At 44.9% G+C, this 24,859-nt stretch carries 21 protein-coding genes, 2 tRNA genes and 1 pseudogene; 8 read left to right on the top strand and 16 right to left on the bottom strand.

What is annotated here, in order from left to right; all coding sequences use genetic code 11:
• Positions 1–6: 6 nt before the first annotated feature.
• The 9 genes from JZY04_RS17115 to JZY04_RS17075 all read right to left on the bottom strand — a co-directional run bounded on the left by JZY04_RS17115 (position 7) and on the right by JZY04_RS17075 (position 6,428).
• Positions 7–561 carry a helix-turn-helix domain-containing protein gene (locus JZY04_RS17115; protein WP_005778890.1) on the bottom strand — a complete coding sequence of 185 codons (555 nt, stop codon included), beginning with the start codon at positions 559–561 and terminating at the stop codon, positions 7–9.
• Positions 562–620: 59 nt separating this feature from the next.
• Positions 621–1,394: a pyrroline-5-carboxylate reductase gene (proC, locus tag JZY04_RS17110; RefSeq protein WP_005810731.1), complete on the bottom strand. Its 774-nt coding sequence runs from the start codon at positions 1,392–1,394 to the stop codon at positions 621–623.
• Positions 1,395–1,506: 112 nt separating this feature from the next.
• Positions 1,507–2,631 carry an aspartate aminotransferase family protein gene (locus tag JZY04_RS17105; RefSeq protein WP_122142898.1) on the bottom strand — a complete coding sequence of 375 codons (1,125 nt, stop codon included), beginning with the start codon at positions 2,629–2,631 and terminating at the stop codon, positions 1,507–1,509.
• A 6-nt stretch (positions 2,632–2,637) separates the two neighbouring features.
• A complete protein-coding gene (gene argC / locus JZY04_RS17100; RefSeq protein ID WP_005778883.1) occupies positions 2,638–3,606 on the bottom strand; it encodes an N-acetyl-gamma-glutamyl-phosphate reductase in 969 nt (322 codons plus the stop codon).
• The gene (locus tag JZY04_RS17095) at positions 3,603–4,808 is read right to left on the bottom strand and encodes an argininosuccinate synthase (protein WP_005778881.1); all 1,206 of its coding nucleotides are present in this window, start codon (positions 4,806–4,808) and stop codon (positions 3,603–3,605) included. Before JZY04_RS17095 ends, argC begins: the two co-directional genes overlap by 4 nt.
• A 13-nt stretch (positions 4,809–4,821) precedes the next feature.
• The gene (locus JZY04_RS17090) at positions 4,822–5,400 is read right to left on the bottom strand and encodes a GNAT family N-acetyltransferase (protein ID WP_005778879.1); all 579 of its coding nucleotides are present in this window, start codon (positions 5,398–5,400) and stop codon (positions 4,822–4,824) included.
• Positions 5,401–5,433: 33 nt separating this feature from the next.
• Entirely contained in the window at positions 5,434–5,907 is a 474-nt protein-coding gene (locus JZY04_RS17085) for an arginine repressor (protein WP_005778877.1), read from the bottom strand.
• A 363-nt stretch (positions 5,908–6,270) separates the two neighbouring features.
• Positions 6,271–6,343 (bottom strand) — tRNA-Pro (locus JZY04_RS17080).
• Positions 6,344–6,355: 12 nt separating this feature from the next.
• Positions 6,356–6,428: transfer RNA gene (locus JZY04_RS17075), tRNA-Phe, on the bottom strand.
• Positions 6,429–6,832: 404 nt separating this feature from the next.
• Here JZY04_RS17075 and JZY04_RS17070 point away from each other — a divergent pair.
• Positions 6,833–8,062 (top strand): HAMP domain-containing sensor histidine kinase, encoded by a 1,230-nt coding sequence (locus tag JZY04_RS17070; protein WP_122141460.1) that lies wholly within the window; start codon positions 6,833–6,835, stop codon positions 8,060–8,062.
• Positions 8,063–8,164: 102 nt separating this feature from the next.
• Here JZY04_RS17070 and gadC read toward each other — a convergent pair whose 3' ends face one another.
• Positions 8,165–9,751: a putative glutamine/gamma-aminobutyrate antiporter GadC gene (gene gadC / locus JZY04_RS17065; protein ID WP_122141461.1), complete on the bottom strand. Its 1,587-nt coding sequence runs from the start codon at positions 9,749–9,751 to the stop codon at positions 8,165–8,167.
• Between the two features lie 218 nt (positions 9,752–9,969).
• Here gadC and JZY04_RS17060 point away from each other — a divergent pair, with 218 nt between their 5' ends.
• Both JZY04_RS17060 and JZY04_RS17055 read left to right on the top strand, forming a co-directional pair.
• Complete coding sequence (locus JZY04_RS17060; protein ID WP_122141462.1) at positions 9,970–10,707, top strand: potassium channel family protein; 738 nt, start codon at positions 9,970–9,972, stop codon at positions 10,705–10,707.
• Positions 10,708–10,876: 169 nt separating this feature from the next.
• Positions 10,877–11,071, top strand: a complete 195-nt coding sequence (locus JZY04_RS17055; protein ID WP_122141463.1) for a hypothetical protein — start codon at positions 10,877–10,879, stop codon at positions 11,069–11,071.
• Between the two features lie 16 nt (positions 11,072–11,087).
• On the opposite strand, the gene JZY04_RS17050 is transcribed toward JZY04_RS17055, so the two are convergent.
• Positions 11,088–12,089 (bottom strand): malate dehydrogenase, encoded by a 1,002-nt coding sequence (locus JZY04_RS17050; protein WP_005778865.1) that lies wholly within the window; start codon positions 12,087–12,089, stop codon positions 11,088–11,090.
• Positions 12,090–12,309: 220 nt separating this feature from the next.
• Between JZY04_RS17050 and JZY04_RS17045 the strand changes: the two genes are divergently transcribed.
• The 4 genes from JZY04_RS17045 (at position 12,310) to JZY04_RS17030 (ending at position 15,518) form a co-directional block, all read left to right on the top strand.
• Positions 12,310–13,149, top strand: a complete 840-nt coding sequence (locus JZY04_RS17045; protein ID WP_005810722.1) for a S1 RNA-binding domain-containing protein — start codon at positions 12,310–12,312, stop codon at positions 13,147–13,149.
• A gap of 102 nt (positions 13,150–13,251) precedes the next feature.
• Entirely contained in the window at positions 13,252–13,929 is a 678-nt protein-coding gene (locus tag JZY04_RS17040) for a DUF4476 domain-containing protein (RefSeq protein ID WP_122141464.1), read from the top strand.
• A gap of 14 nt (positions 13,930–13,943) precedes the next feature.
• On the top strand, positions 13,944–14,612 hold the full coding sequence (locus tag JZY04_RS17035; RefSeq protein WP_005810718.1) for a DUF4476 domain-containing protein: 669 nt from the start codon (positions 13,944–13,946) through the stop codon (positions 14,610–14,612).
• Positions 14,613–14,621: 9 nt separating this feature from the next.
• Positions 14,622–15,518 carry a hypothetical protein gene (locus tag JZY04_RS17030; RefSeq protein ID WP_122141465.1) on the top strand — a complete coding sequence of 299 codons (897 nt, stop codon included), beginning with the start codon at positions 14,622–14,624 and terminating at the stop codon, positions 15,516–15,518.
• A 591-nt stretch (positions 15,519–16,109) separates the two neighbouring features.
• Here JZY04_RS17030 and JZY04_RS17025 read toward each other — a convergent pair.
• Entirely contained in the window at positions 16,110–16,502 is a 393-nt protein-coding gene (locus JZY04_RS17025; RefSeq protein WP_220577439.1) for a hypothetical protein, read from the bottom strand.
• Positions 16,503–17,053: 551 nt separating this feature from the next.
• A complete protein-coding gene (locus tag JZY04_RS17020) occupies positions 17,054–18,976 on the bottom strand; it encodes a biosynthetic peptidoglycan transglycosylase (RefSeq protein ID WP_122141467.1) in 1,923 nt (640 codons plus the stop codon).
• A gap of 163 nt (positions 18,977–19,139) precedes the next feature.
• Between JZY04_RS17020 and JZY04_RS17015 the strand changes: the two genes are divergently transcribed.
• A complete protein-coding gene (locus JZY04_RS17015) occupies positions 19,140–20,387 on the top strand; it encodes a MutS family DNA mismatch repair protein (protein WP_220395633.1) in 1,248 nt (415 codons plus the stop codon).
• Positions 20,388–20,453: 66 nt separating this feature from the next.
• Here the strand turns inward: JZY04_RS17015 and JZY04_RS17010 are convergent, their stop codons facing one another.
• The 3 genes and pseudogenes from JZY04_RS17010 to JZY04_RS17000 all read right to left on the bottom strand — a co-directional run bounded on the left by JZY04_RS17010 (position 20,454) and on the right by JZY04_RS17000 (position 24,857).
• A complete protein-coding gene (locus tag JZY04_RS17010) occupies positions 20,454–22,691 on the bottom strand; it encodes a glycoside hydrolase family 31 protein (protein ID WP_122141469.1) in 2,238 nt (745 codons plus the stop codon).
• A gap of 114 nt (positions 22,692–22,805) precedes the next feature.
• Positions 22,806–23,191, bottom strand: a pseudogene (locus JZY04_RS21565) (sigma factor); the annotation flags it as partial.
• Between the two features lie 343 nt (positions 23,192–23,534).
• On the bottom strand, positions 23,535–24,857 hold the full coding sequence (locus JZY04_RS17000) for a TolC family protein (RefSeq protein ID WP_122141471.1): 1,323 nt from the start codon (positions 24,855–24,857) through the stop codon (positions 23,535–23,537).
• Positions 24,858–24,859: the final 2 nt, after the last annotated feature.

Raw genomic sequence — 24,859 nt, 5'->3', positions numbered from 1 at the left:
AAATAATTACATGATTACTGCCAGAAAACGCACTGTTTTTCCATCCAGTGCTTTCATTCCATGGGGCAGTTTTGAGTTGAAGTACAAGCTGTCCCCTTCGTTTAGTATCAGGTCTTTTCCATCTATGCTGATCATCATGCGACCTTCAAGTACCAAGTTGAACTCCTGGCCGCCATGGCTATTATAGTGTATCGGTTCGTTGTCCGGTTTTGGTTCGACAGTTACGATAAACGGGTCGGCGTTTCGGTTCATAAAGCCCGCCGCTAATGATTGGTATTTATACGCCTTGGTACGTTCTATACTGGTTCCTTTACCTGCACGGGTCAGGAAATAGCTGCTCATCTTAGGCTCTTCTCCGAACATCAGAGCATCAAGAGCTATGCCGTATTTACGTGCGATTTTTTGCAGCATACTTACTGAGATGTCGTAATCTCCGGTTTCTGCAAGACGATATTCTTCCGCTGAAATCTCACAATCACGGGCGATGTCTTCAGCTGTCAGTTCAAGTACGTCACGTAGTCCACGCAGACGTTCTGCTATTTGTTTAATTTGGTCGTCCATATAAATTTAGTGTTTAGTGATTAATGTTTTTGTTTTTTGTGATTAAAATTATATAATCACTATCTTGATGCTTTCATTGCTTTAATAATGGCAGAGGTAAATCCATTATGCTCTAACTCATTGATACCTTTGATTGTAATTCCGCCGGGAGTAGTCACTTTGTCAATCTCTACACTCGGATGGGTATCGTTGTTCAGTATCAGTTCGGCAGCCCCTTTTACGGATTGCGCAATCATGTCCATGGCATCCGACGGGCGGATTCCCATTTCAATACCTGCTTGCATAGCAGCCTGAATATATTTCAGTACATAAGCAATGCCACAAGAGGTTAGAGCAGTAGCTGCTTCCAGCTTGTCCTCAGGCAAAATCATAGCCATCCCCATCTCACTGAAGAGGTTGACCATCAGTGTTTCCAGATCGTGTCCGGCATTTCGTGAAGCTATCAGTGTCATACTTTGTAGTTCGCTGATAGCTGTATTGGGGACAATACGGAACATGGGCATCTCTGGTTCAACGACATCATGCGCCAATTGTTCGAAGCTGATTCCGGCTGCAACGGAAACGAGAATCTGTTTGCTTTTTAGTTTCATTTCGCGGAGCACACTTCTGATTAGCCAGGGTTTCACAGTCAAAATCACAATATCAGCACCGATAGCAGCTTCTGCATTATTGCGAGTGGTAGTGATAGAAGGGAATTCTTTTTTCAACGCTTCCAGTTTTCCGGCACTGGGGTTGGACACTATAATATCGGAAGCCGAGATCAGCTTGCCTTTTGCCAGTCCGCAGGCAATGGAGCCTCCCATATTTCCTGCACCAATGATAGCTACTTTCATATTTTATAATTATTTAGTCTGTTTCTGACAAAGGTATAAGTAAAAAGTGAAAATACGAGCAAACGTGGCAGGTATTTTCACTTTTTCACTTTCCTTATAAGGATGCTGATTATTAACCGAGTACTTTTCTTAGCCGGACAAGGAATTCATCGGCTTCTGCCTTGCTGAGGCAGAGAGGAGGTAGCAAACGGATTACATTCGTACCACTGGCACCGGTAAATACTTTTTGTTCGTGAATCAGGCGGTTGCGGATTTCCTTTACCGGTTGGTCGAACTCCATTCCGATCATAAGTCCGCATCCGCGAACTTCTTTGATTTCTCTGAATTTTTTCAATTCTTCTAACAGATAGGTACCGATGTCGGCTGCATTTTCTACCAACTTTTCCTGTTCAATGACATCCATCACCGCCAGTGCAGCGGAGCAAGCCAGATGATTGCCACCAAAAGTAGTCCCGAGCATGCCATATACCGGTGTGAATATCGGGCTGATCAGTACCCCTGCCATTGGAAATCCGTTTCCAATACCTTTGGCAACAGTGATTATGTCAGGTTTGATTCCGGCATACTGGTGAGCAAAGAATTTGCCACTACGTCCGTAACCGCTTTGTATCTCGTCTAAGATCAGGATTGTGCCGTTGTCAGTGCAGGCTTTACGGAGTTCCTGCAGGAATTCGGCTGTTGGTATTTTGATACCGCCTACTCCTTGTATGCCTTCAATAATGACAGCACAAACATCTCCTTTTGCCAGTTCGGCTTTCATCGCCTCCGTATCGTTTAGCGGAAGGTAGGTTATATGCCCGTTGGCATTGATCGGGGCTATAATCTTAGGATTATCTGTAGCTTCTACCGCCAGCGAAGTACGCCCGTGAAAAGCTTTGCCGAAAGATATCACTTTGGTCCGTCCGTTATGGAACGAGGCCAATTTCAGTGCATTTTCATTTGCTTCGGCACCACTGTTGATCAGGAATAGGGAGTAATCTTCATATCCGGATAGTTTTCCAAGACGTTCGGCTACCTGTTGCTGTAACTTGTTGATTACAGAATTTGAATAGAAGCCCAGTGTTGCCACTTGCTTGCTAATCATGTCAACATAATGCGGGTGAGCATGTCCGATCGAGATGACAGCATGTCCTCCGTAGAGATCCAGATATTCCGTGCCGTTTTCATCCCAAACGTGACAACCTTTTCCTTTTACTATGTTTATATCAAAAAGGGGATATACGTCAAATAGGTTCATTGCTTTTTAGAATGCAGAGGGTTTAAGGCGCAGGCCTACCGTCTCCTCCAGATTAAACATCAGGTTCATGTTATGGACTGCCTGCCCGGATGCACCTTTCAACAGATTGTCAATACAAGAAATGATCAATAGTTTATCACCGTGTTTTTCCAGGTGAATCAGACATTTATTGGTATTTACTACCTGTTTCAGGTCTATGTTTTTGTCTACGATGTGTACAAACGAGTCTTTGGAATAATATTCCTCATACATGCGTACAATTTCCTCTAATGCTACCTTTGTTTTTACGACTAAAGTAGCAAAAATACCGCGGGGAAAATCACCCCGGTAAGGGATGAAGTCAATTTCTGAATCAAAACTATTCTGTAATTGTTTCAGTGATTGCCTGATTTCGGGAACGTGTTGGTGTTCAAAAGCTTTGTACACGCTCATATTATTGTTTCGCCAACTGAAATGACTGGTGGCTCCAGGTTTTACTCCTGCTCCTGTGCTTCCTGTAATGGCGTTTACCATTACATCTCCGTTTAGCATCAGATGTTTTGCCAATGGAAGTAATCCTAATTGGATACAAGTAGCAAAGCATCCCGGATTGGCTACATGTTTTGCTGTGCAGGTTGCACGGCGATTTAATTCCGGCAGGCCATAAATAAAGTCATGATCCGGTGAAGCAATGCGGTAGTCCATTGATAAATCAATGATTTTCAGATCCTCCGGAATGTTGTGACTTTCTATAAATTTCTTTGTATCTCCATGGGCGGTACAGAAGAAAAGCACATCGATGTCTTCTAACGGGAGTTCGTCGGTAAAGACCAGATCGCACTCTCCGTAAAGTCCTTCATGCACATCGGTAATTTTGTTTCCGGCATTACTGGTACTGTTAACGAATATGATTTCGGTTTCGGGATGGTTGATAAGCAGGCGGATAAGTTCGCCTGCCGTGTATCCTGCTCCGCCAATTATTCCTGCTTTTATCATACTTCTTCGTCTTTATGGTTAGCATAGTAAACACGTAGCGGGGTAGAAGTTACTTTGATGAAGCCTTTAGCGTCTTCGGCTGTCCAACCCTTTTGCATTTCTCCATATTCACCAAATTTGGTTTTTACCAGATCGTCTTGTGACTCTACACCAACGGTGGAGAATGATAAGGGGCGGAGTTCAAGGATTGCAGTACCGTTTACATTGCGCTGAGATTCCTGTAGCATTGCTTCAATATCACGCATTACCGGTTCCAGATACTGGCTTTCGTGAAGGAACATGCCATACCAGTTGGCTACTTGGTCTTTCCAATATTGTTGCCATTTGCTCAGCGTATATTTTTCGAGGAACCGGTGTGCGCCGATGATAAGCATCGGGGCAGCTGCTTCAAATCCAACACGTCCCTTAATACCGATGATGGTATCTCCTACGTGCATATCACGACCAATACCGTAAGCTGCACCTATTTCTTCCACCTTCTGGATGGCTGCAATCTTGTCTTCAAAGACTTCACCGTTTACAGCATGAAGCTCACCGTTTTTAAATTCAAGGCGCAGTAGTTCGCTACCTTCTTTGGTGACTTGTTTCAGATAAGCTGTTTCGGGCAATCCCTGTGCGCTGTCCAGAATTTCTCCTCCACAGATGGAAGTACCCCATAATCCGACGTTATAAGAGTATTTCAGCTTCGTAAAGTCGGCTTCGAAACCATTTTTGTTCAGGTAATCGATTTCCTCCTGACGACTTAGGGCCATATCACGAGTCAGCGTAATGATTTCTACACCCGGAGTCATGACAAGGAAAGTCATGTCAAAGCGAATCTGGTCGTTTCCTGCTCCGGTAGAACCATGTGCAATGGCTTCTGCGCCAATCTCCTTGGCATAACGTGCAATGGCCAGTGCCTGGAAGATGCGTTCGGAGCTAACAGAAATCGGGTAAGTGCCATTACGCAGTACGTTGCCGAATATCATGTATTTCAAACTCTTTTCGTAGTATTCCTGAGTGACATCGAGGGTGACATATTTCACAGCACCCAGTTTGTAGGCATTCTCTTCGTTCTGCTTCAGTTGTTCTTCGCTGAAACCGCCTGTATTGGCGCATGCAGCGTACACTTCATATCCTTTTTCCTTAGCCAGGTACATTACAGTGAACGAGGTATCGAGACCTCCGCTGAATGCAACCACTACTTTCTTTTTCTGTTCCATAGTGCTGTATTTTTTAAATGTTATTTCTTTCTTGTTCCTTTTTAATGTTATGCGGATCTGCCGGATCATATAGCATGGCGGTGCAAATACAGAATTTACGATTCTTTGCCACCAGGATTTCATGGTTAGTGCAACCTTCACATCCTTTCCAGAAAGCTTCGTCATCGGTCAGTTCATTAAATGTGACCGGTACATATCCCAGTTCCGTGTTCATTTTCATCACGGCCGCCCCACTGGTCAAACTGAATATTTTAGCTCTCGGCCATCGTAAACGAGCCAACTGAAAAGAGGCCTGTTTGATACGTTTGGCCAATCCTAATCCCCGGAAGTCGGGATGTACAATCAATCCCGATGTAGCAACGTATTGTTTGTTTCCCCATGATTCAATATAAGTAAATCCGGCAAACACATCTCCACTGAGGGCTATGATTGCTTTTCCTTCTTTCATTTTGGTGGCTACGTACTCATGTGTACGTTCTGCTATTCCGGTTCCGCGTACTTTTGCTGCGTTTCTGATTGTCTCCAAAATAGTGTCAACGTAAACCTCATGCGAGGCGTCGGCTACCATAACATCTATTTGTTGAGTGTCCATTTTTGATTTAGTGTAGAGTATAATTGTTGTTAGTTAGTTGATATTCGGAATAATGAGAGACAAGAAACTTCGTACGGCAGTGGGAGTCACTCCTTCGCGCAGCACCAGCATGATGGTATCGTCTCCGGCAATCGTTCCCAGAATGGTATCCGACTCACGGTTATCAATGTCGTAAGCCATGCTGCTCGCGTATCCGGGGCGGGTTTTGATTACTGCAATATTTCCGGAGAACTGAAGGGAGATGAATCCGTTATTCATTAACATTTCACTGGCACTTTGGTCGCCAACCCGTTTGTACATGATGTCATTGGGCAATACATATACATATTTGCCATTCATGCTGGCAGCTTTGGCTACTTTCAGTTGTTTCAGGTCACGTGAAAGAGTGGCTTGTGTCAGTTCGAATCCTTCCTGTCCTAATTCTTGCAAGAGTTCTTCTTGTGAACCTACTTCTTTACTGGAGATAATCATTTTTATGGCATCTAACCGGTTTGCTTTCTTCTTCATCTTGTATAATTATTCTAAGAATGGCGCAAAAGTATGCAATAATTTGGAAATAGTATGCATAAAAGGCTGTTTTTTTACTCTTTTTATACATAAACATAGCATATGTTGTGGAAATATGCAGAAATAGTAGCATGAATATATCTATGCTTGAATGGTTATGTAGTTTTTATGAATTGCTGAATTCTGATTAGAAGCGATATATAAATAAGGTGAAGATATATTTCTATGGAATCAGAACTGATTGGGAGGTGGATAGTTGTATGGAAAGAAAGATTAGGAAAACTGTTGTTTTTAATATAATTCAATTATTCTTCTAAAAAAACAGACAAGCCGCTCAATTTGAACGGCTTGTCTATGCGAATGTCGGAATGAGGCGACTCGAACGCCCGACCCCTACGTCCCGAACGTAGTGCGCTACCAACTGCGCTACATTCCGCTATCTGCAAAGTGGTGCCACCAGGAATCGAACCGGGGACACAAGGATTTTCAGTCCTTTGCTCTACCAACTGAGCTATGGCACCTTTGTGATTGCGGGTGCAAAGATAGGTATAATTTTTAATACTGCAATAGTTTGGCAAAGAAAATATAAAATATTTGCTCAAACGAGGTGAAGAGCATCTTTTTCTTCCGGATTTTAAGATGGATATAATATACATTTCTGATGAAAATGACATTAATTGATACGTTTCTATACATAGGACAGGGCGTTAATTGGGGACATAATCTGCCATCTGTATACTCTCCTTATTTATTAGGAGGAAAGTTTTTTTTAAATGTAGTCATTTTCAGTAAAATAAAGGTTTGTTCTTATAACATGAATAACGCTATTTCCTTATCTTTACGGCAAAATCATGTGGGGTGGGATTGCTGCCGGCATGTTCAAAGCAAAACAAACAAAATAAATAAGATCTCCAGTTAGAAGCATATGATGACTTATATTGTTATTGGTATCCTTTTTGCCATTATCCTACTTATCTGTATCAAATATTGGTATTTGTGGAGCAAGCTGAATCTGCAAAAAAACGAATGGATGGCTCATATAAAAGAATCAGATACTATTTTACATAGTATGAATGCTTGTTTTATGTTGGTAGATCGTGATTTTGTGGTGTTAAGAACCAATTATTATGACTTGAACGGAATTCCTGGAGAGCCTGTTTCCAATAGGGTCGGTGATTTGTTGAAGTGTAAAAATGCGGTTCGGAGTGAAGGGTGCGGAGCGCATCATAATTGTGGAAGTTGTATGGTTCGTTATACCATTGAAAATGCGTTTTGCCATAAAAAAGGTTTTAGTAAATTGGAGGCATCCATGCGGCTGTTCAGTCCGGACCATCAGCATATTATTCCTTGTGATGTATCTGTTTCCGGAACTTATCTGACTGATGCAGATCAGGAACAAATGTTGCTCACGATCTATGATATTACTGAGTTGAAAAACACTCAACGGCTACTAAGCATTGAAAAAGAAAATGCTGTCTCCGCCGAAAAGCTGAAATCTGCTTTTATTGCCAATATGAGTCATGAGATCCGCACTCCGTTGAATGCGATTATCGGCTTTTCCGGTCTGCTGGCTTCTGCGGATGATGACGCGGAAAAGAAGATGTACCTGGACATTGTGGCAGAAAACAACCATCGTTTATTGCAGATTGTGACAGATGTACTTGACCTCTCTAAAATAGAGTCGGGCAGTCTGGATTTTCACTATTCCCGATTTGATGTGAACGATTTGTTGTGTGGCTTGCATGGTATTCTGGAGATTCGTCTGAAAGATAAACCCGATATAAAATTGGTTTGTGAAGCAGGAACAGATGAATGGATGATTTATTCCGAACAGCAGCGTATCGTACAGATATTAACAAATCTGGTGCATAATGCGATAAAGTTTACCCAGAATGGGGAAATCCGTTTCGGGTGTCGTCCCCACGGAGAGACTGATGTTTATTTTTATGTTTCCGATACCGGCATAGGTATTCCTGTGGGGGAGCAAGATAAAATATTCGATAGGTTTACTAAATTGGATCATGAAGTGCCCGGAACGGGATTGGGGTTGACCCTTTCACAAACCATTGTACAGAGTCTGGACGGTGAGATAGGGGTAGAATCGGAGGTCACAAAAGGTTCCACTTTTTGGTTTACTCTTCCTTTGACATCCTAAATGGTTTCTCCAAAGAAATAAGAGGTTGTATCCGGTAGAATTTAGATTAAATCTCCGGATACAACCTCTTTCATTCAGGTAGATAGATATTTCCTTTTAACTTTACTTTTGCGGAGTGTCCTTATCAGAAGGAGCAGAACCTGCTGACGGTGCAGAAGTAGTATTGGTGGAAGTGTTAGCACCGCTTACAGCCGGGCCGGATACTGTTGCAGTAACGGGAGCTGCTTGTGGTTTGGCTTGTGCTTCCCAGTGGAAGGGTTCAAAAGTACTGTTGGGGTCGGCCCATGATGGTTTCTTTGCTGCGTAGATGATGAACGGAGCAATCACTACGATCAGTGCGCCGATGATCAATACTGAGAACCATACAGTGTTGCTGCCGGTAGAGATTTGGCTGGGCGGAATGAAGCTGAGGATGAATGCCAGCAATGAGCCAAGGAAGCCCAGACCGCCTACAATCCACATTAAACTATTACCCTTCTTACCGATACGGAACGGACGGTTGGCCTTCTTCATGTTATAGCGCAGATAGATGGCGCCGGAGAACATAAGCAAGTACATCACCAGATAAAGAATAACTGTCAACTGTGACAAAATCTGATAGAAACTCTGTACGGAAGGCATAACCACAAACAAAAGGCTCAATACGGTAACAGCACCACCCTGAACGAACAGAATGTTTTTCTGTACACCCAGTTTGTTGGTCTTCTGGAAGAACGGAGGCATATAACCGGCCTTACCTACGGCAAAGATACCTTTTGACGGACCGGCAACCCATGTCAATACACCTGCCAACACACCAAATGCAAGGGCGATGGCGATGATTGGTGATAACCAGGAGGCATGGATATATCTGAAGTAATTATCGAAACCTACAAGTAAACTCTGTGTCAGGTTAATGTCTTTTGCCGGGATGATGATACCCAGTGAGAAAGTTCCTAAAACGAAGATAATAACTGTGATCAAAGCACCGATGAATACGGCCTTAGGATAGTTCTTTGAAGGGTTTTGCATGTCTTTCACATGAATGCCGCCCATCTCCATTCCGGCATAAAACAAGAAGATGCTGGCAGCCAGTACAACATTATCAAAGTTTGTGAGATCCGGGAAAAAACTGCTGTGGAAATCCAAATTGGAATGTCCTCCTGTTGCTAAATAAGCGATGCCGAGAATAATTAAAAGAGCTGCAGGAATAATAGTTCCTACAAGTCCGCCAACTTTCGCTACTTTACCAACCCATCCCATACCCTTGAGAGAGATGAATGTGGCTAACCAATAGATGATTAAAACAACGATTAAGGTGTAAATCTTATTGCTGGCTAACGTCATATCGTGTGCGTCATTCATTCCGATAAAAGCTATGGAAACAGCACCAAAGGTGAGCACTGTAGGATACCAGATGGTACTTTCAATCCATTGTAACCAGATGGCAAGGAATCCTAATTTTTTTCCGTATGCTTCGCCTACCCAACGGAACACACCACCTTGTTTGTCTTGGAACATGGCAGCCAATTCCGCCGCAACGAGTGATGTCGGAATAAGGAATACGATAGCTGCGAAAAGATAATAGAAGGCCGAACTCATTCCATATACGGCCTCGGCAGGAAGTCCACGTAGGGATACTACTGCCGTTACGTTCATGATCGCCAGGGTGAATACCCCCAGTTTCACTGCTTGTTTAATATTTGCCATAAGTTAAGGTTTTAAGTGAAAAATATTTTTAAGTCAGTGTCTATAACAACGTTTAACGTAAGATGTTTCAGTTTACTAACGTCAAACTTGGTTAATTAACATCGGCCAAGAGTGAGAAAACCGGTTTTTCTCCTGATCTTGATTCGATATCAAACAAATCGTGTATGACTCTTGTTCCTTTTGCATAATTAAAGATAACCCATAAAATATCAGTGCTTATGAAAATGGCTCTTTCTGATTTTTCTTTACGGAAGAAAGGGATCTACGGCATTCTGCATGTCATCATCCTGCTGCTTTCTCTTTTTCTGGTCATCAGTATTTCGATTGATACATTCAAGGGTATCCCTTTTTATACTCAGTCGGTATATATGAAAGTCCAGTTGTGGATTTGTGTCTTGTTCCTGTTCGACTTTATTCTCGAATTGTTTCTTTCGAAAAACAAATGGCACTATCTCAGTACACACTTCATTTTCCTGCTGGTGGCGATACCCTACCAGAATATTATATCGTATATGGGATGGACTTTCTCTCCCGAAGTGACTTATATGATTCGTTTCGTTCCCTTAGTACGGGGTGGGTATGCGATGGCCATTGTGGTAGGTTGGCTCACTTATAATAAGGCTTCCGGTCTGTTTGTCTCTTATTTGACTATGCTGCTTGCCACTGTCTATTTTTCCAGTCTGGCTTTCTTTGTGCTTGAGCATAAAGTCAACCCGCTGGTGACCGGTTACGGAGATGCGCTCTGGTGGGCATTTATGGATGTGACTACGGTTGGTTCCAACATCATTGCCGTCACCGTGACGGGACGTGTACTCTCGGTGCTACTGGCTGCACTGGGTATGATGATGTTCCCGATTTTTACTGTTTATGTCACCAGCCTGATTCAGAAGAAGAATAAAGAGAAAGAAGAATATTACAAGCAGTTGGAGACGGCCGATGACAGTAAACAAAAGTAAGGCTTTTCAGCTCTCTGTCCCGCAGGGACGGGAGTTGATATAGAGAAAGGGAAATAGCTCTATCCGAAGAATGCGTCATTGGAGTGCGTACCCTATGGGAGGGCATCTGTCACGTCGAATGCCGGTTCCGTTTACATACCGGGGTAAATGCTTTTACGTACCGGGGTAAATGGCTTTACATACCGAGGTAAATGCTTTTACATGCCGGGATAAATGGTTTTACATAGAGAGTGGAAATTCAGGTAAATATAATCTGCTGGTTATCAGCGTTACTGAGGCGGTTGCCCAAGTCGATGTTTTCCGGATAAAACTAAAAATACTGCCCATCCGCATATGGCAGACAGGCAGTATTCCAACTAATTAAACTTTGTATGATGTCATCAATTTATATGCTTGTTCAGCTCGTGCCATTTATTGATTTCCGGAAGGATACCCATAGCTATCACTTCATCACGCAGTTTGCATAAGTGAGCGTAGCTCTCTTCCATTTCTTTCTGCTCTTCAGGAGTACCTTGTACTTCTTTATAGCTAACGCCTTCTTTGGTGATGGAAGTTTCCATTGCCATCAGGATGTGGTCGAACTTCTTGTCAGATACATAAGTGCCTGCCGGCCAGCGGAAAGGTTGTCCGCCCATGGCTGCCGCGATCATTTCGATAGACAGATAAGCCGGGCTTTGGAATGAAGAGCGTCCGCGCAGATCAATGATGTGTTTTCCACCTTGAATAACGCGTACTTTCAGATCTTCCCAATCCTGCATAGGCATGCGTGGAGTATCGATGATCTTGGTCAGCGCTTCACCTTGTACTTTAGTGGTAGAAGCAAATACGGCCATCTGTTCTCCGTGGCCGCCATATGTACGGCAGTTTACAATTTCGGATGCGGGGATATGGAGGTACTTCACCAGTTCGTTTTGCAGGCGGGTGCTGTCCAGAGCGGCCAGTGTGGATACCTGTGACGGTTTCAAGCCGGCATAGAGCAATACAATCAGTCCGGTGATATCGGCAGGATTGAACACTACGACCACATGTTTCACATCCGGGCAATACTGGCGGATATCTTTACCAAACTGGGCTGCGATTTCTGCGTTACCTTTCAACAAGTCTTCACGGGTCATGCCTGCTTTACGGGCGGCACCACCGGATGACACAATGTACTTCGCACCTGATAAAGCTTCTTTGATATCTGAAGTGTAAGTCAGGTTTACGCCTTCGAACGCACAGTGGTACAGCTCCTCGGCTACACCTTCCAAAGCGGGTGCATAAGGATCATACAGACAAATGTTCGGAGTCAGTTTCATCATCAGGGCAGTCTGTGCCATGTTAGAGCCAATCATTCCGGCAGCTCCTACGATCGTAAGTTTTTCGTTGGTTAAGAATTCCATAATTTATATCTTTTTTTAATTCGACAATTGCTTTGTTTCTTGTTTCCGGTGCAAAGATAACTCGTTTAAACGCAGGTTGTTTATCGAAAAAAGTTTTGCGCTATAATGAAAAGTTATCGTCTGCGGATGATAACAAACAGATGCAGCGATATGTTTTTCGACGGCTTATTATTCTTACGTCTGTTTTTTATTTATCTTTGTCACAAACTGAATGAAGATTATGAGTATTGAATTAGGAAAATTCAACCAGCTTGAGGTAGTCAAGCAGGTAGATTTCGGTATGTATCTGGATGGCGGAGAAGAAGGCGAAATTCTGCTGCCTACCCGTTATGTGCCCGAAGATTGTAAGGTGGGAGACTGGTTGAACGTCTTCCTCTATCTGGATAATGAAGAACGGTTGATAGCCACTACGCTGACACCTTTGGTACAAGTAGGCGAGTTTGCTTGTCTGGAGGTATCCTGGGTCAATCAGTTCGGAGCTTTCCTCAATTGGGGACTGATGAAGGACCTGTTTGTCCCTTTCAGTGAGCAGAAGATGAAGATGCAGGTAGGGAATAAATACGTCATTCATGCCTACATTGACGATGAAAGTTTCCGCATCGTAGCTTCAGCCAAGGTAGACCGCTATTTGTCCAAAGAGAAAGCTCCTTATCAGCCGGGCGAAGAGGTGAACATACTTATCTGGCAGAAGACGGACCTTGGGTTTAAGGCGATCATTGAGAATATGTACAGTGGTTTGCTGTATGATAGTGAGATCTTTCAGACCTTACATACGGGCGATACGCTGAAAGCATATATTAAGCAGGTACGCGAAGACGGCAAGATAGACCTGATTCTCCAGAAACCGGGTTTTGAGAAAGTTGATGATTTCTCAAAAACACTTTACCACTATATTGCAGACCACGGCGGACGGATCGGATTGAATGACAAGAGCCCTGCCGAAGAGATTTACGATGTTTTCGGTGTCAGTAAGAAGACATTCAAGAAAGCCGTTGGCGACTTATATAAGAAACGTCTGATCCTGCTCCACGAAGACGGAATCGAGTTGGTTCGTCCCTAAACTGAATAGGGAAAACCCTACGTATGAATAGACAGAATCATTAGGGTGGGGAGTTTCCTCACCCTATTTTTGTGATATTAAAAACAATAAAAACTAAACGATATGCGAAAAGTAATCATAACCCTTTGTTTCTTGTTCGCTGCATTTATGGCACAAGCCGGAAGAATCAGCGGAATAAATATCCAGAGTGCAGGTGAGGCGATTCTTGTCTTTATGGATGGCGAACAGATATGCACGCCGACAGAGACTTGCTTCATAGCCAACTATTCGGGCAGACACCGCATAGAGGTATATGCCGCGCGCTATATCCCGCGCACCGGACAGAGTGTAAAAGGAGATTTGTTGTTTCAGGAATGGGTGTCAAATCCCGGTATGAACATACGGGATATCCGGGTAGGTAGAGACAATCGTCCCGATTTCCGTCCGGACCGTCCTGATTACCCCGACCGTCCGTCACGTCCCGGATACGGATATGATGTGGTGATGAACCGTGCAGAGTTCGACCGCTTTCTGAGAACAGTGAAAGATAAGTCTTTCGATTCTGACCGCAATAAACTGATCGAGACTACGCTTGTCTCTACCGGCTTTACTTCCGATCAATGCCTCCAGTTGGTTAAGTTGTTCAGTTTCGACAGTGAAAAAATAAAGCTGATGCAGGCCATGTATCCGCGGATTGTTGATAAACCGAATTTTTATCTGGTTATTGAGAGTCTGACCTTTCAGTCCGATAAGAATAAGATGAACGAATTTGTGAGAAAATACCATAGTCAACGTAACTAAAACCTATATAAATTATGAAAAAGATACATGTTTCAGCAATACTACTCTTGCTCGTTGTCATGAGTAGTTGTGCCAGCCTGTTGGCAGATTTCAGGAACAGCCAACTGATGGGTATTCAGAAAGGAATGACGCAACAAGAGGTGAAAACCATTCTTGGAGAACCGAACTACAGACGCTTTGATGGAGGCATGGAAGAGTGGGAATATCGCGGGTACCTTTCCAAAGCAGGGCCTTCGGTGATTTGCGTTAACTTTATAGACAACCGTGTCGTAGGGCTGGATTCGTTCAAGGACGGTGCACCCACTGTTCCTCCCGCTCCATCTTTCTCTTTAGGTATTGGCGGTACAGTTTCCGCTTCGGAAGTGGGGCATTCCTATAGCTACAGGGCAATGAGAAATGATGAATTTGCCCGCTTCCTGAATGATGCAAAGAGTAAAACATTCGACTCGGACAGGACGGACTTTATCGAAAAAGCAGCGAGTTCTACCGGGTTTACTTCAGAGCAATGCCGTAGACTGATAAAACTTTATAGCTTTGATGATGACCGGACTAAGGTGCTGAAGATACTTTACCCGAGTGTAGTGGATAAAGATAACTTCTCCATAGCAGTAGATGAACTGGACTTCCTGTCGAATCGGAGTACTGTGAAGGATTTTGTGAAGAATTATAATAGAACTAAATAGACTTGAGATATGAAGAAACGAGTACTGATATTCTTTCTGGCCATCGGAATCACTGCTGTAAGTAGTGTGAGCATGGCTGCCATGAGCAATAGCCGCATTCGTAAGGAGACTCGTTTCCTTACCGACAAGATGGCCTATGAATTGAACCTGAGTACGGGACAATATAATGATGTATACGAAATCAATTATGATTTTGTTTACTCCATCCGTTATCTGATGGACGATGTGATGCGGGGAGAAGAGTGGGCGCTCGATAAATACTATCGCACGTTGGATATTCGTAACGATGACTTACGATGGGTGCTGACTGCTTCACAGTATCGGCGTTTTATAGGGGTGGATTATTTCTATCGCCCGATTTACGCCAATGGCGGAGGCTGGAGCTTCCGGGTCTATATCCGGTATACAAACCATAACCACTTCTATTTCGGAAAGCCTTACCACTATAGCAGTTATTGCGGCGGACACTATCGTACGCACTATCATAACAGCTATTATCGCGGACGTTACCGGCATGATTTCTATTCCGGTTCCCACAGCATAAGAGATCACCGGAATTATAACACGCACCGTCGTTCCGATTTCGGTACGGTAACTATACGTCCTAATTCGGCACGGAGAGATGATGTGCGGAGGAATGATGTGCGGAGGGAAAGTTCTGCCTCACGAGATAAAAACAGGGTGACTCCGAGGAGTTCGGCAACTCCCAATAGGGTGACTCCTGAACGTACGGATAGCAGACGCAGTAGTAGCCGGAGCCAGGAGAGGGTGAAGAGTAATAATGGCACCCGAAGTTCAGTCTCTGAGCATTCTTCTTCAAGCAGACGCAGCAGTGGAAATTCTGCTTCAGGCAGTAGCCGTAGTTCTTCTTCCCGCTCGTCGGAAAGAGGGAGCCGGGATAAATAACGTCAGTTCGACGAATTTTATTTGTCTGCATTTCGATCTTCCATCTTCCATCTTTTTGCGTTTATCACTCTAATAATCAAAGAAATATCCGGGTGGAAGATCGCATTTTTCAACCCTTTATCTTCCACCCGTATCTTCCATCTTCCACCTACTGTTTTAAGGCAAAAATAAGGCGTAAAATGCTGGTCATCAGCCGAAAGATACGCCTTGCTTAAGCAAATACACCTCTTAAAGCATTTCGTTTTCCCTTGTTGTTTAACCGGAAATGGTGCAATCTGCATCCGGTTCCGGGCAGGCGTGCCCATGAGCCCGGGTACACGTGCCCATGAGTCCGTATACCCGGGCTTATAAGCCCAGGTATACGGGACGAGATAAAGATACCGACATGAATGATTAAATATTGATAATTAGATGATTAAATATGAAATAGAATAGAGAAACGATTCATGTGAACTGGTTAAATGAAAGAAAAAGAACCGCTGTCCTCCGGGGGGTAGAGTGGCAGCGGTTCGACGAGTTAACTGGTTTGGTGAGTCGGATTTAGATTTAAAGTCAATTATAAAAGAGAATTTATTATGAAAGATCAAAGTACTATAGCCCGTCTATAATGACAGGCGTTTTGTGATAATGGTTCTTTTTGCATATTTGATTGATCCGGGATATATATTTGGAAGTGGCATACGCCTGGCTTGGTGTACGTTTCAGGCACGAATATTTCACTTTATGAATTTCTAAAAGAAGTTCGGCTACAAAGACAATCATGTCTGCACGTTCGATATGGGAAGGTGAACAGAAACACTCTGAATATTCATAATCCTGCGTAGAGAGTNAGAAACACTCTGAATATTCATAATCCTGCGTAGAGAGTGTATAATGCAGAATCTTTTTACCTCGCTGAAAAATAAAATCCAACCGATACCAACCGTTTGCGTTGGTTCTGCGCCGGTGGAAAGACAAGATTTTGATAGTAGATTGTTTGCCCATAGCTCAAACGTATATCGGGCAGGGAAAAATGAACGGCCCTGCTGACCCGCTGAACTATATCAATTTCGATGCGAAACAAAGAAATAACATATGCTAACCCATTACGGAATTAGACACGGGGGCAGAGCCGTCTTTATCCTGAAGCTACGGACATATACATGTAATACGCCCGTAGCCAGTTTAAAACAAAGAGATGTATCTCTTAGTTTCGCCAACAAAAAATTGATAATAGTTCACCACAAAGATGGTGATAATTTTTGAATTACCATAGCAAACGGCTAAAAAATGTACAATGAAACACTTTTTGCGGTGGAATTGTTTGCTGAATACCCTTTGTATAGGGGGACTTAACAAAGAAATAACGGTTCTGTGTCGGTAAATGCTCTCTTAGCAGATAAATCAGTTAGGATGGGGATGTGTCAAAAGCCTTTTCACCACATAGATTATCACAGATTAACAACTTTACTAATCAATGACTTAAAATTCACTCTGTGTCCTCTGTGTCCTCTGTGGTGAGTTTCCCCCCTATTCTGCTTTTGGTATCTGATAAATTACTGTATACTGTCTCTCTCCAAGTCTTTCCTTGCTTCGCCGGTCACATTTATCTCCGGGCGGATACTGTCCGCCGCCGCTTCGCTGATAACTCCCTTTTTTACCAGTCGTTCGGCTATCAATCGATAATAGCCTTCCAGGTTTTCTTTCAGTTTCATGTCACCGGTGAACGAATTTCGGAAATGCTTGGGCTTCGGAATGATGGATGCTAGGAAGATGGACTCCTCGGCTGTCAGTTGAGACGGGCGTTTTTTAAAGTAGTAGGCAGCAGCCTCCTGTGCTCCGTAGACAAGCGGCCCCCATTCCACTATGTTCAGATATACTTCGTACATCCTGTCTTTGGAAGTGAGACGTTCCGTTTCTATCAGCCAGACGATCAGGGCTTCTTCCAGTTTCCGGGCGATGTTTTTGTTCCGGTTCAGGAATACGTTTTTTACCAGCTGCATGGTGATGGTACTTCCCCCACGGGCAAAACGTTTCACTTTCAGGTCTTGTATCAATGCTTCACGCATGGCATCGGGAAGAAAGCCCCGGTGATAGTAGAAGGCTCCGTCTTCACTTTGCATCACAGACATTTGCAATAGTGGGGAGATGCTGTCCAGTGGCGTGAAATGTTCCCAAGAGGGGCCTATGGGGAAAGTGCGTACCGGCTGTCCGTTTTCGTAAGCCGTATAGATAAACTCTTCCGACATTTTACCAAGGTCTGTGGTTCCGTATTTCACGATGCGGAAGTTTCTCTCCTTTAATTCCGATTCCAGCTTCAGGCTGTCCGGTAGGGCAAAGTCCACATCCAGCAAGAAATGATAGGACAGTTCGCCGTCCGTCTTTATCCCTTCCAGATTGCTGAATAATCCTTTGGGGAGCGAGCCGAAGAGTTCGTTTGCCGGGAACCAAGACTTGTTTAAAGCTGCTGTGAAGTGCCATTGGTGTTCTCTCTTCTCAGCTTTCAGATAAGGATGAAGCTGCATCTGGTTGAATTGCACCAAGGTTGTGCTGTCCAGTTCGGCGAACTCTTTACCCACAAGAACCCGGTAGGATATTTGTCCGCGGTCCAGATTGACTATTTGGGGGGAAAGAGCTTTGTGATACACTTCAAGTCCGTTGACTGCTGCTTGTCCTGTCAGTATAATCTGACCGCTGTTTCCTTCCGATTCAGTCAGGCTATAGGTAAGGGTATCCAAGCGAATGTCCGCACCGAAACGGCGTTTGAGATAGGGGAGGGCGATTTTCTCCTTATGCTGTGCATAAAGTTCGGCTTTTAGCGTGTGGTGGCTTCGGTTTACCTCTCCACAGGTGGTCCAGTGTTGGCTTACCGAATCTTCCTGTACTTCGATATCGGAGTTGAAATGGTTTTGCCGTATGCTTAATTGCGGGATGCGGATGGCTACGAAATTACGGTCTTTCCGTTCGCTGACGTCGACTTGACGCAGTGTTCCGTTTTCGGGTAAGAAACCATAGAACAGGTTCAGTATCCTGTTCACTCTGTGGGCATAGTCGGCTTGTGCCGAACCGACCGGTACCTCCTGTTCCTTTTTCAGGAAGAGGAAGTCATAATTTGCTGTGCTGTCCGCTTTGATAAATGAAACTTTCAGCCGGTCGGCGGTTACGTTGCGTACTTCGATCTTTCCGCGTAGCAGTTTCCAGAAGCTGAGGCGCATGTTCAGGGCATGCAGGGTGAGGAGGGTGTCCCGCTTGTCAGGGACTACGGAAAGATTGCTCAGCTCGATTTCGTTCAGCCCTTTCATTCGCAAGGCATCGTAGCGGATGGATAATCCGTATTTTTGTTCGGTGCGCAGTATCCGCTTGCCAACCATTCGGCAGAGAATTCCGTTGCGTCCCCAATATAAACCTGTCAGAACAAGGATCAGGACACTTCCTGTAATGATGAGAGCGATGCTCCCTTTCGTACGATATTTTCCCATTATGATATGTAAACTACGGATTTATCGGCTGCAAAGTTATACAATTCCGGGAGGATGGATGGTTCTCTTTCCGGAAAAATATTCTATCTTTGAGAAATCGACCATATGAGATACCGTGAAACAACTACGAACAGATAGACAGACTCTCAATGACTTAGGAGTGATGGAGAGTACGTACGGAGAGAAAACTCTTTTCTCTCTCTTTGACATGACGGAAAGTGACGGAGGAAAGAGGTGTCTGGAAGATTGGGCAACTCATCCCATATCCGATTGGCAGATGCTGCATGAAAGGCAGGAGGCAATCCGGTGTCCGGACTTCCCCGAAATACGTATTTGTCGGGAAGAGTTGGATTTTATAGAGTTTTATCTTAGTCAGGGAGACCGTCCGACAAGGGTTACTTATCTGGAATCTGTTTTATCACGTGCTTTCAGGTTGTTCAGAAGCACTCCCGAACGCTATATCATTCAGAGAGGAACAAAGTTGCTTGAAAATGTTTTGCTGGAACTGAAGATTTTTGCGGATCATGTGACCGAACTTTCTCCCCGGTTAATCCGCAGCATGGTAGCTACTGTCCTGGAGACTTATCAGGCTACGGAGTTGGGCAAAATGGTAGAATCCTGCGGACAGGAGGACGGTTTTTACCGGACCGACCGACTGGATTATATTTTCCGCTATCGGCGCAACCATACCATTGCTGATCTTCTTTCTATTGTATATCAATTGGATGCCATCCGTACCATGCACCGTACGGCTGTTGCGAAAGGATGGTGTTTTCCTACGTTTACGACCGATGGCAAATTTGTGCTTCGTGACTTTTACCATCCTCAGGTGAAAGATGCGGTGAAGAACGACTGGGATATGGAGAATGGGAATATCTGTATCTTTACAGGATCAAATATGGCCGGTAAATCCACGACCTTGAAAGCGATAGCGTCCGCCGTATGGCTGGCTCATGCCGGATTTCCGGTGCCTGCTTCTTCTATGGTCTGTCCGGTGTTTGATGGTATCTTTACTTCTATCAATCTTCCGGATTCGTTAAGGGATGGGCGCAGTCATTTTTATGCGGAAGTACTCCGGGTGAAAGAGGTGTTGCAACAGATTAATGAAGGTAACCATTGTTTTGTGCTGTTCGACGAATTGTTCAGGGGGACCAATGCACGGGATGCTTTTGAAGCATCGGTAGCCGTGACCGAAGTGCTCAGGGAGAAGGTTCACAGCCGTTTCCTGATATCCACGCATATCATAGAACTGGCCCGGAGGCTGGATGGAGACGATTCTTGTTGCTTTTATTACCTGGAATCTGCCATAACAGATGACGAACTGGTATGTAACCATAAAGTGAAGACGGGTGTTTCGGAGTCCAGGGTCGGATACTGGATTGTGAAGAGAGAACTTGCCGGAATGCAGTAATCGGATATAGAGGGTGTGCCGGGAGCCTGCCACAGCCTGACGGGTTCCCGGCACATCCTCGTGTTATTACTGTATCTTGATTACAACCGGTTTACGGATGTCCGTAACCTTGACTTGCACTACAATTCCGTTTAATTCCTTATCCGGAGTGGCTCTTACCTTTTTACCGTTCACCTGTATGCGGGCTTGTGTCGTGACTCCCGGCAGTTCAATCCGGTAAGCACGTTTCCGGGGCTGCCCTTCATAGGTTCCTTCTGCCGGCGACACGGTGATGATTGTTTGTTCTCCGGTCTTCTGATAGTTGAGGCGGGTGGTGGCATACTTGCCGGCCAGATAATCCTGCGTCAGTCCGTCATCCTCGTACAGGGTGTAAGTGTTGTCCGCTCCCTCTTCTCCCGGATAGCAACGCACGGTCAGTTCGGTGAGCGGGGTGGAGCACATTCTTTCCGTATATGGTTGCATCGGCAGCGGATGGCCTCCTTTGATAAATAAGGGGAATTCGTCCAGTGGGCTTTCTGTCTTTATGACTTGTCCACCCTCTTGTTTCTCGCCGGTGAAGAAGTTATACCAGCTTGTTCCGCCAGGCAGCCAGACCTCTTGTGTAGCTGTTTTCTTCTCTCCTTTGCCCTTTGTAGTGATGGGGGCACCCAGTAAGAGATCTCCGAACAGGAATTGTCCCGGATATTGATAGGCTTTTTCTTCTTCCGGATATTCGATGTACATGCCCCGGTTGAGCGGCAACATATCCGTATGGCACTGGCGGACGGAGGAGTAAATGTAGGGCATCAGCTGCGAGCGCAGGTGATAAATCCTGTGCATGGCCTTTTCTGCCTCTGTCCCCCAAAGCCAGGGGCGGCGGTCGAGTTTTTTGTCATATACCGAGTGGATGCGGAGTGAAGAGTTCAGCAGTCCGAATTGTGTCCAGCGGGTATAGAGTTCCGGATCGGTTCCGTCATAGAATCCACCGAGATCGTGTGCCCAGAAGAAACAGCCTGCATTGCCGCTGGTAGTCGTCAGGTCAACCTCAAAGCGGAGCAAGTCCCAGTTGCCCACGGCATCTCCGGAGAACTGGATCGGATGGCGATGGTCTCCCCAACCTGCCCAACGGCTGAATCCTGCGCCGCGGAGGCGGTTACCGGCCGAGTAGTTATAATAAATGTGGTTCAGCCAGGGAAGGTGTTTCATGTTTGTACCCCGTACCAGCGGATACAGATAATCTTGTTGCCAGTCGAGCCACCAGAATGCTACACCCATGGAGTCGCTTTCCTGATGGGCATGTTTCATGAAGGCATTCATATAATTGCGGTCGCCTGCGTCAAACAAGGGTACGCCGGTTTTCAGCGTATCTGCTCCCAGGGCACGTATGAATGCTTTGTAGCTGTCCTCGTGCGGGCGGATACCGTCGTGCGGATGTTCGTTCAGTACCACGTAAATATGGTCGTCTTTGAAGTCGCTTATCAGCTTCTCCGGTTCCGGAATCAGTTTCCGGTTCCAGCTGTAACCCGTCCAGCCGCGTGTGCCGGCATGTCCCGTTCCCACTTTGGCGTTTTGCGTATGCCATCCCATGTCGAACACCATGATGTCGAGTGGGAAGTCGTGTTCGCGATATTCACGTACCAGTTGACGGTAGTCTTCGTCCGTATAATTCCACCAGCGGCAATACCAGGAACCGTGTACATATTTGCGGGTCATCGGTGACGGACCGCTGACTGCCTGAAGCGATTTCAGGGCTGCCTTGTAGTCATTGCCGTAAACAAACAGATACAAATCCTGTACATGGCTGCGGTCGCGTTCGGTGACCCATCCGTTTTTCAGGATTTCTTTGCCGGTGTCGTTAATCAGGTACCATCCATCGCGGCTCAATAATCCTTCCTGTCGGTCGATGGGGCCGTCTACATCGTCGAGCGTGGTCACCGGTCCCAGCAGGTTCCGGCTTTGGCGGCTGGCTATGTACCAACGCGTCTCTTTGGGTGCGTCTCCGTTTCTGAAGTAGACAAACAGGTTGGTTTGCCCGAAGGGGAATCCGTCGTTGTAGTACTCGATGCGCAGGACGGGGGTGGTCATTACGTAGCGGTTGCCCTCTTTTCTCTCCACTTTTACGTCGGTACATCTGGGAGTGCGGTCGACAGCGAAGAGTGTAGAGTCATTCAGGAACTGTCCCTGCTGTGCGTACTCCATACGCACCAGATGGTCGGTGATGAAGGTGAACCGGCTGTTGCCTATAACTACCGGATTTGAACAGAAGGACGGCAGGCAGAAGAGTAGCCCGGCTATCCGGAGAATGGTTCGTTGGATGTTTCTCATGTCGTTTTTATTTTCGTTAATTGAACTGTTCAGGCTGTATCTGTATTTTCATTTCATACGAGGAACCCTCGCATACCCGGACGAAGGACCCTCAATAAGATTCTCCTTTTATGGATTCTGTTCCAGACGCAGGTAATCCAGTGATTTGTTCTTCAGGATAGTGAGTAACATAGCCTGGGGAGAATTTATAATATCAGATTTCAGCTTCTCCCATAGCTTTATCAGGGCTTCGGCAGCGATGTCTTCTGCTGCCTGTTCGTCGTGTACATACGATCTGGCAAACAAGAAAGACTTTCTGTAGTAGAGAGTATAGAGAGCATTAAAACTGTTGATATTTAAGTCGTCCATCCTAATATTCCGTACCTGGGTATTTTTCTGTATTATCTAAATGCGCTGCAAGGTATGAAAAAAAAAGCAAAAGAGGATTAAAAGGTGTGTGTTTTCCTTTTTTCTGATATAAAATGTCCGCTAATGTAAGTGATATGTCCGTTGCTGAACATCTCTTTGTTTTATATATGTGCTGATAATTAAATAGTTGTATACTTGGCACATTACTTGTACAGGGATAAACGGGTGAGTTGTCCGGTCGTGGTGTAACTTACTCTTAGATTGTAATTTTGATTGATAAAGGGTGGAATGTGAATTTCGCCCTTTATTTTGTGCGGGCAACAGGGTAAAAAAAGATAGGGGGTGTGTCATTATTCACCACAGAGTAACACAGAGTTCCATAGAGAGAACTTAATCTGTTGATAGCTAAGGATATTTATCTGTGCAAACCTGTGTTACTCTGTGGTGAATAATGACACATCCCCCTATCACTTACAATAATAATAACCTCTTTTCTTAATCAATGGGCTGTCCTTTATAGAAGTCCAGTATCTTTGTACGGAACAGATAATCATATTTGGCTTGAATCTGGTCGGACAATGCTTTGGTGAGATTCAGCTTAGATTCATTGTATTCAACCGAAGTCGCTTTTCCATTATCGAATTTCTCACTCATCAGACGGAAAGATTCCCGATTGGCCTCTACGGCTGATTCGCTTGACTTAAACTTGCTTTCGGCGGCTACAGCATTGTACCATGCTTGTTGGATTTCTTTGTACAGTGCTTTCTTGCTGTTGTCCAATTGCAGTGCCAGATTGGTCTGTTGCAGGCGTGCCGTACGTACGCGGTTGCGGGTAGCCAGACGATTGAATATAGGTATATTCAAACTGAATCCGGCATATTTATTCAGGTTGTTCTTCATTTGATTACCAAAACTTGAACCGGCGCTACCGTTTACTGTATAGAAATTCGTACCTAATCCGGCTGAGAAGGACAACTGAGGATAGTAGCTGCTTTTAGCTATACGGATGTTTTTTTCACTACCTTCAAGGCGGTATTGGGCTGCTTTGATACCGGGCTTGTATAACATGGCCTGATTATAAATATCGTCCGGTGAAGTAAGTGGAGAAAACTCCAACTCAGTATCCGGGGCAGCCAATGCGAAGTTCTCCGGAGTTGGCAGTTCAAGCAATTGGCTTAGGTCGAGCAAAGCCAACCGGTAATTGTTATCTGCCTGCACAGCGCTCATTTCGTCTTGTGCAACACGTGCTTTGGCTTCAGCAACCTCGGCAGGAGAGGCTTTTCCTACTTCATGCAAGCGGGTGATACGGTTCAGTTGCTCTTTACTGAGGCCTACCTGGCTCTGGGCCACTTTACTTAGTTCCAGATTAAAGAGTACTTGCAGATAAGCAGAAGTGACATTGATGGCCAGATCCTCTTTCGCTTTATTCAAGTCTTCTATTGCAGCTTTCAGGTTGAGCTTCGTAAGCTCGTACTGATTGGGTAGTTCCAGACCGGTGAATAAGGGAATGTTCGTACCCAGGCTAAAGCTGCTGCTACCGCTGTTAATGTCGTTGTAGGTATTGTCTACGGGTGATGCCGTGCGCCCCCAGCTCCAGTTTTGCGAAGCGCTACCGCTGAGGTTGGGCAGGCGTGCCCATTTGGCTGTGTTTACATCCACCTTGTTTTGTTCGGCTGAATTTGCTGTTTGCTGCACACTGATGTTATGCTCAATGGCATAATCGATACACTGACGTAGAGTCCATCCTTCCTGTGCCTGTGCAGCGTAAGTGGACAGTCCGGTCAGTATCAGTAAATTAATTAATATTTTGTTTCCCATAT

This window comes from Bacteroides sp. 11BF (genome assembly GCF_019633765.1).
In the GTDB taxonomy this organism is placed as follows: Bacteria; Bacteroidota; Bacteroidia; order Bacteroidales; family Bacteroidaceae; genus Bacteroides; species Bacteroides hominis.
The sequence above is the reverse complement of the archived record's forward strand: the minus strand, read 5'-3'. Positions and strand labels throughout refer to the sequence as shown.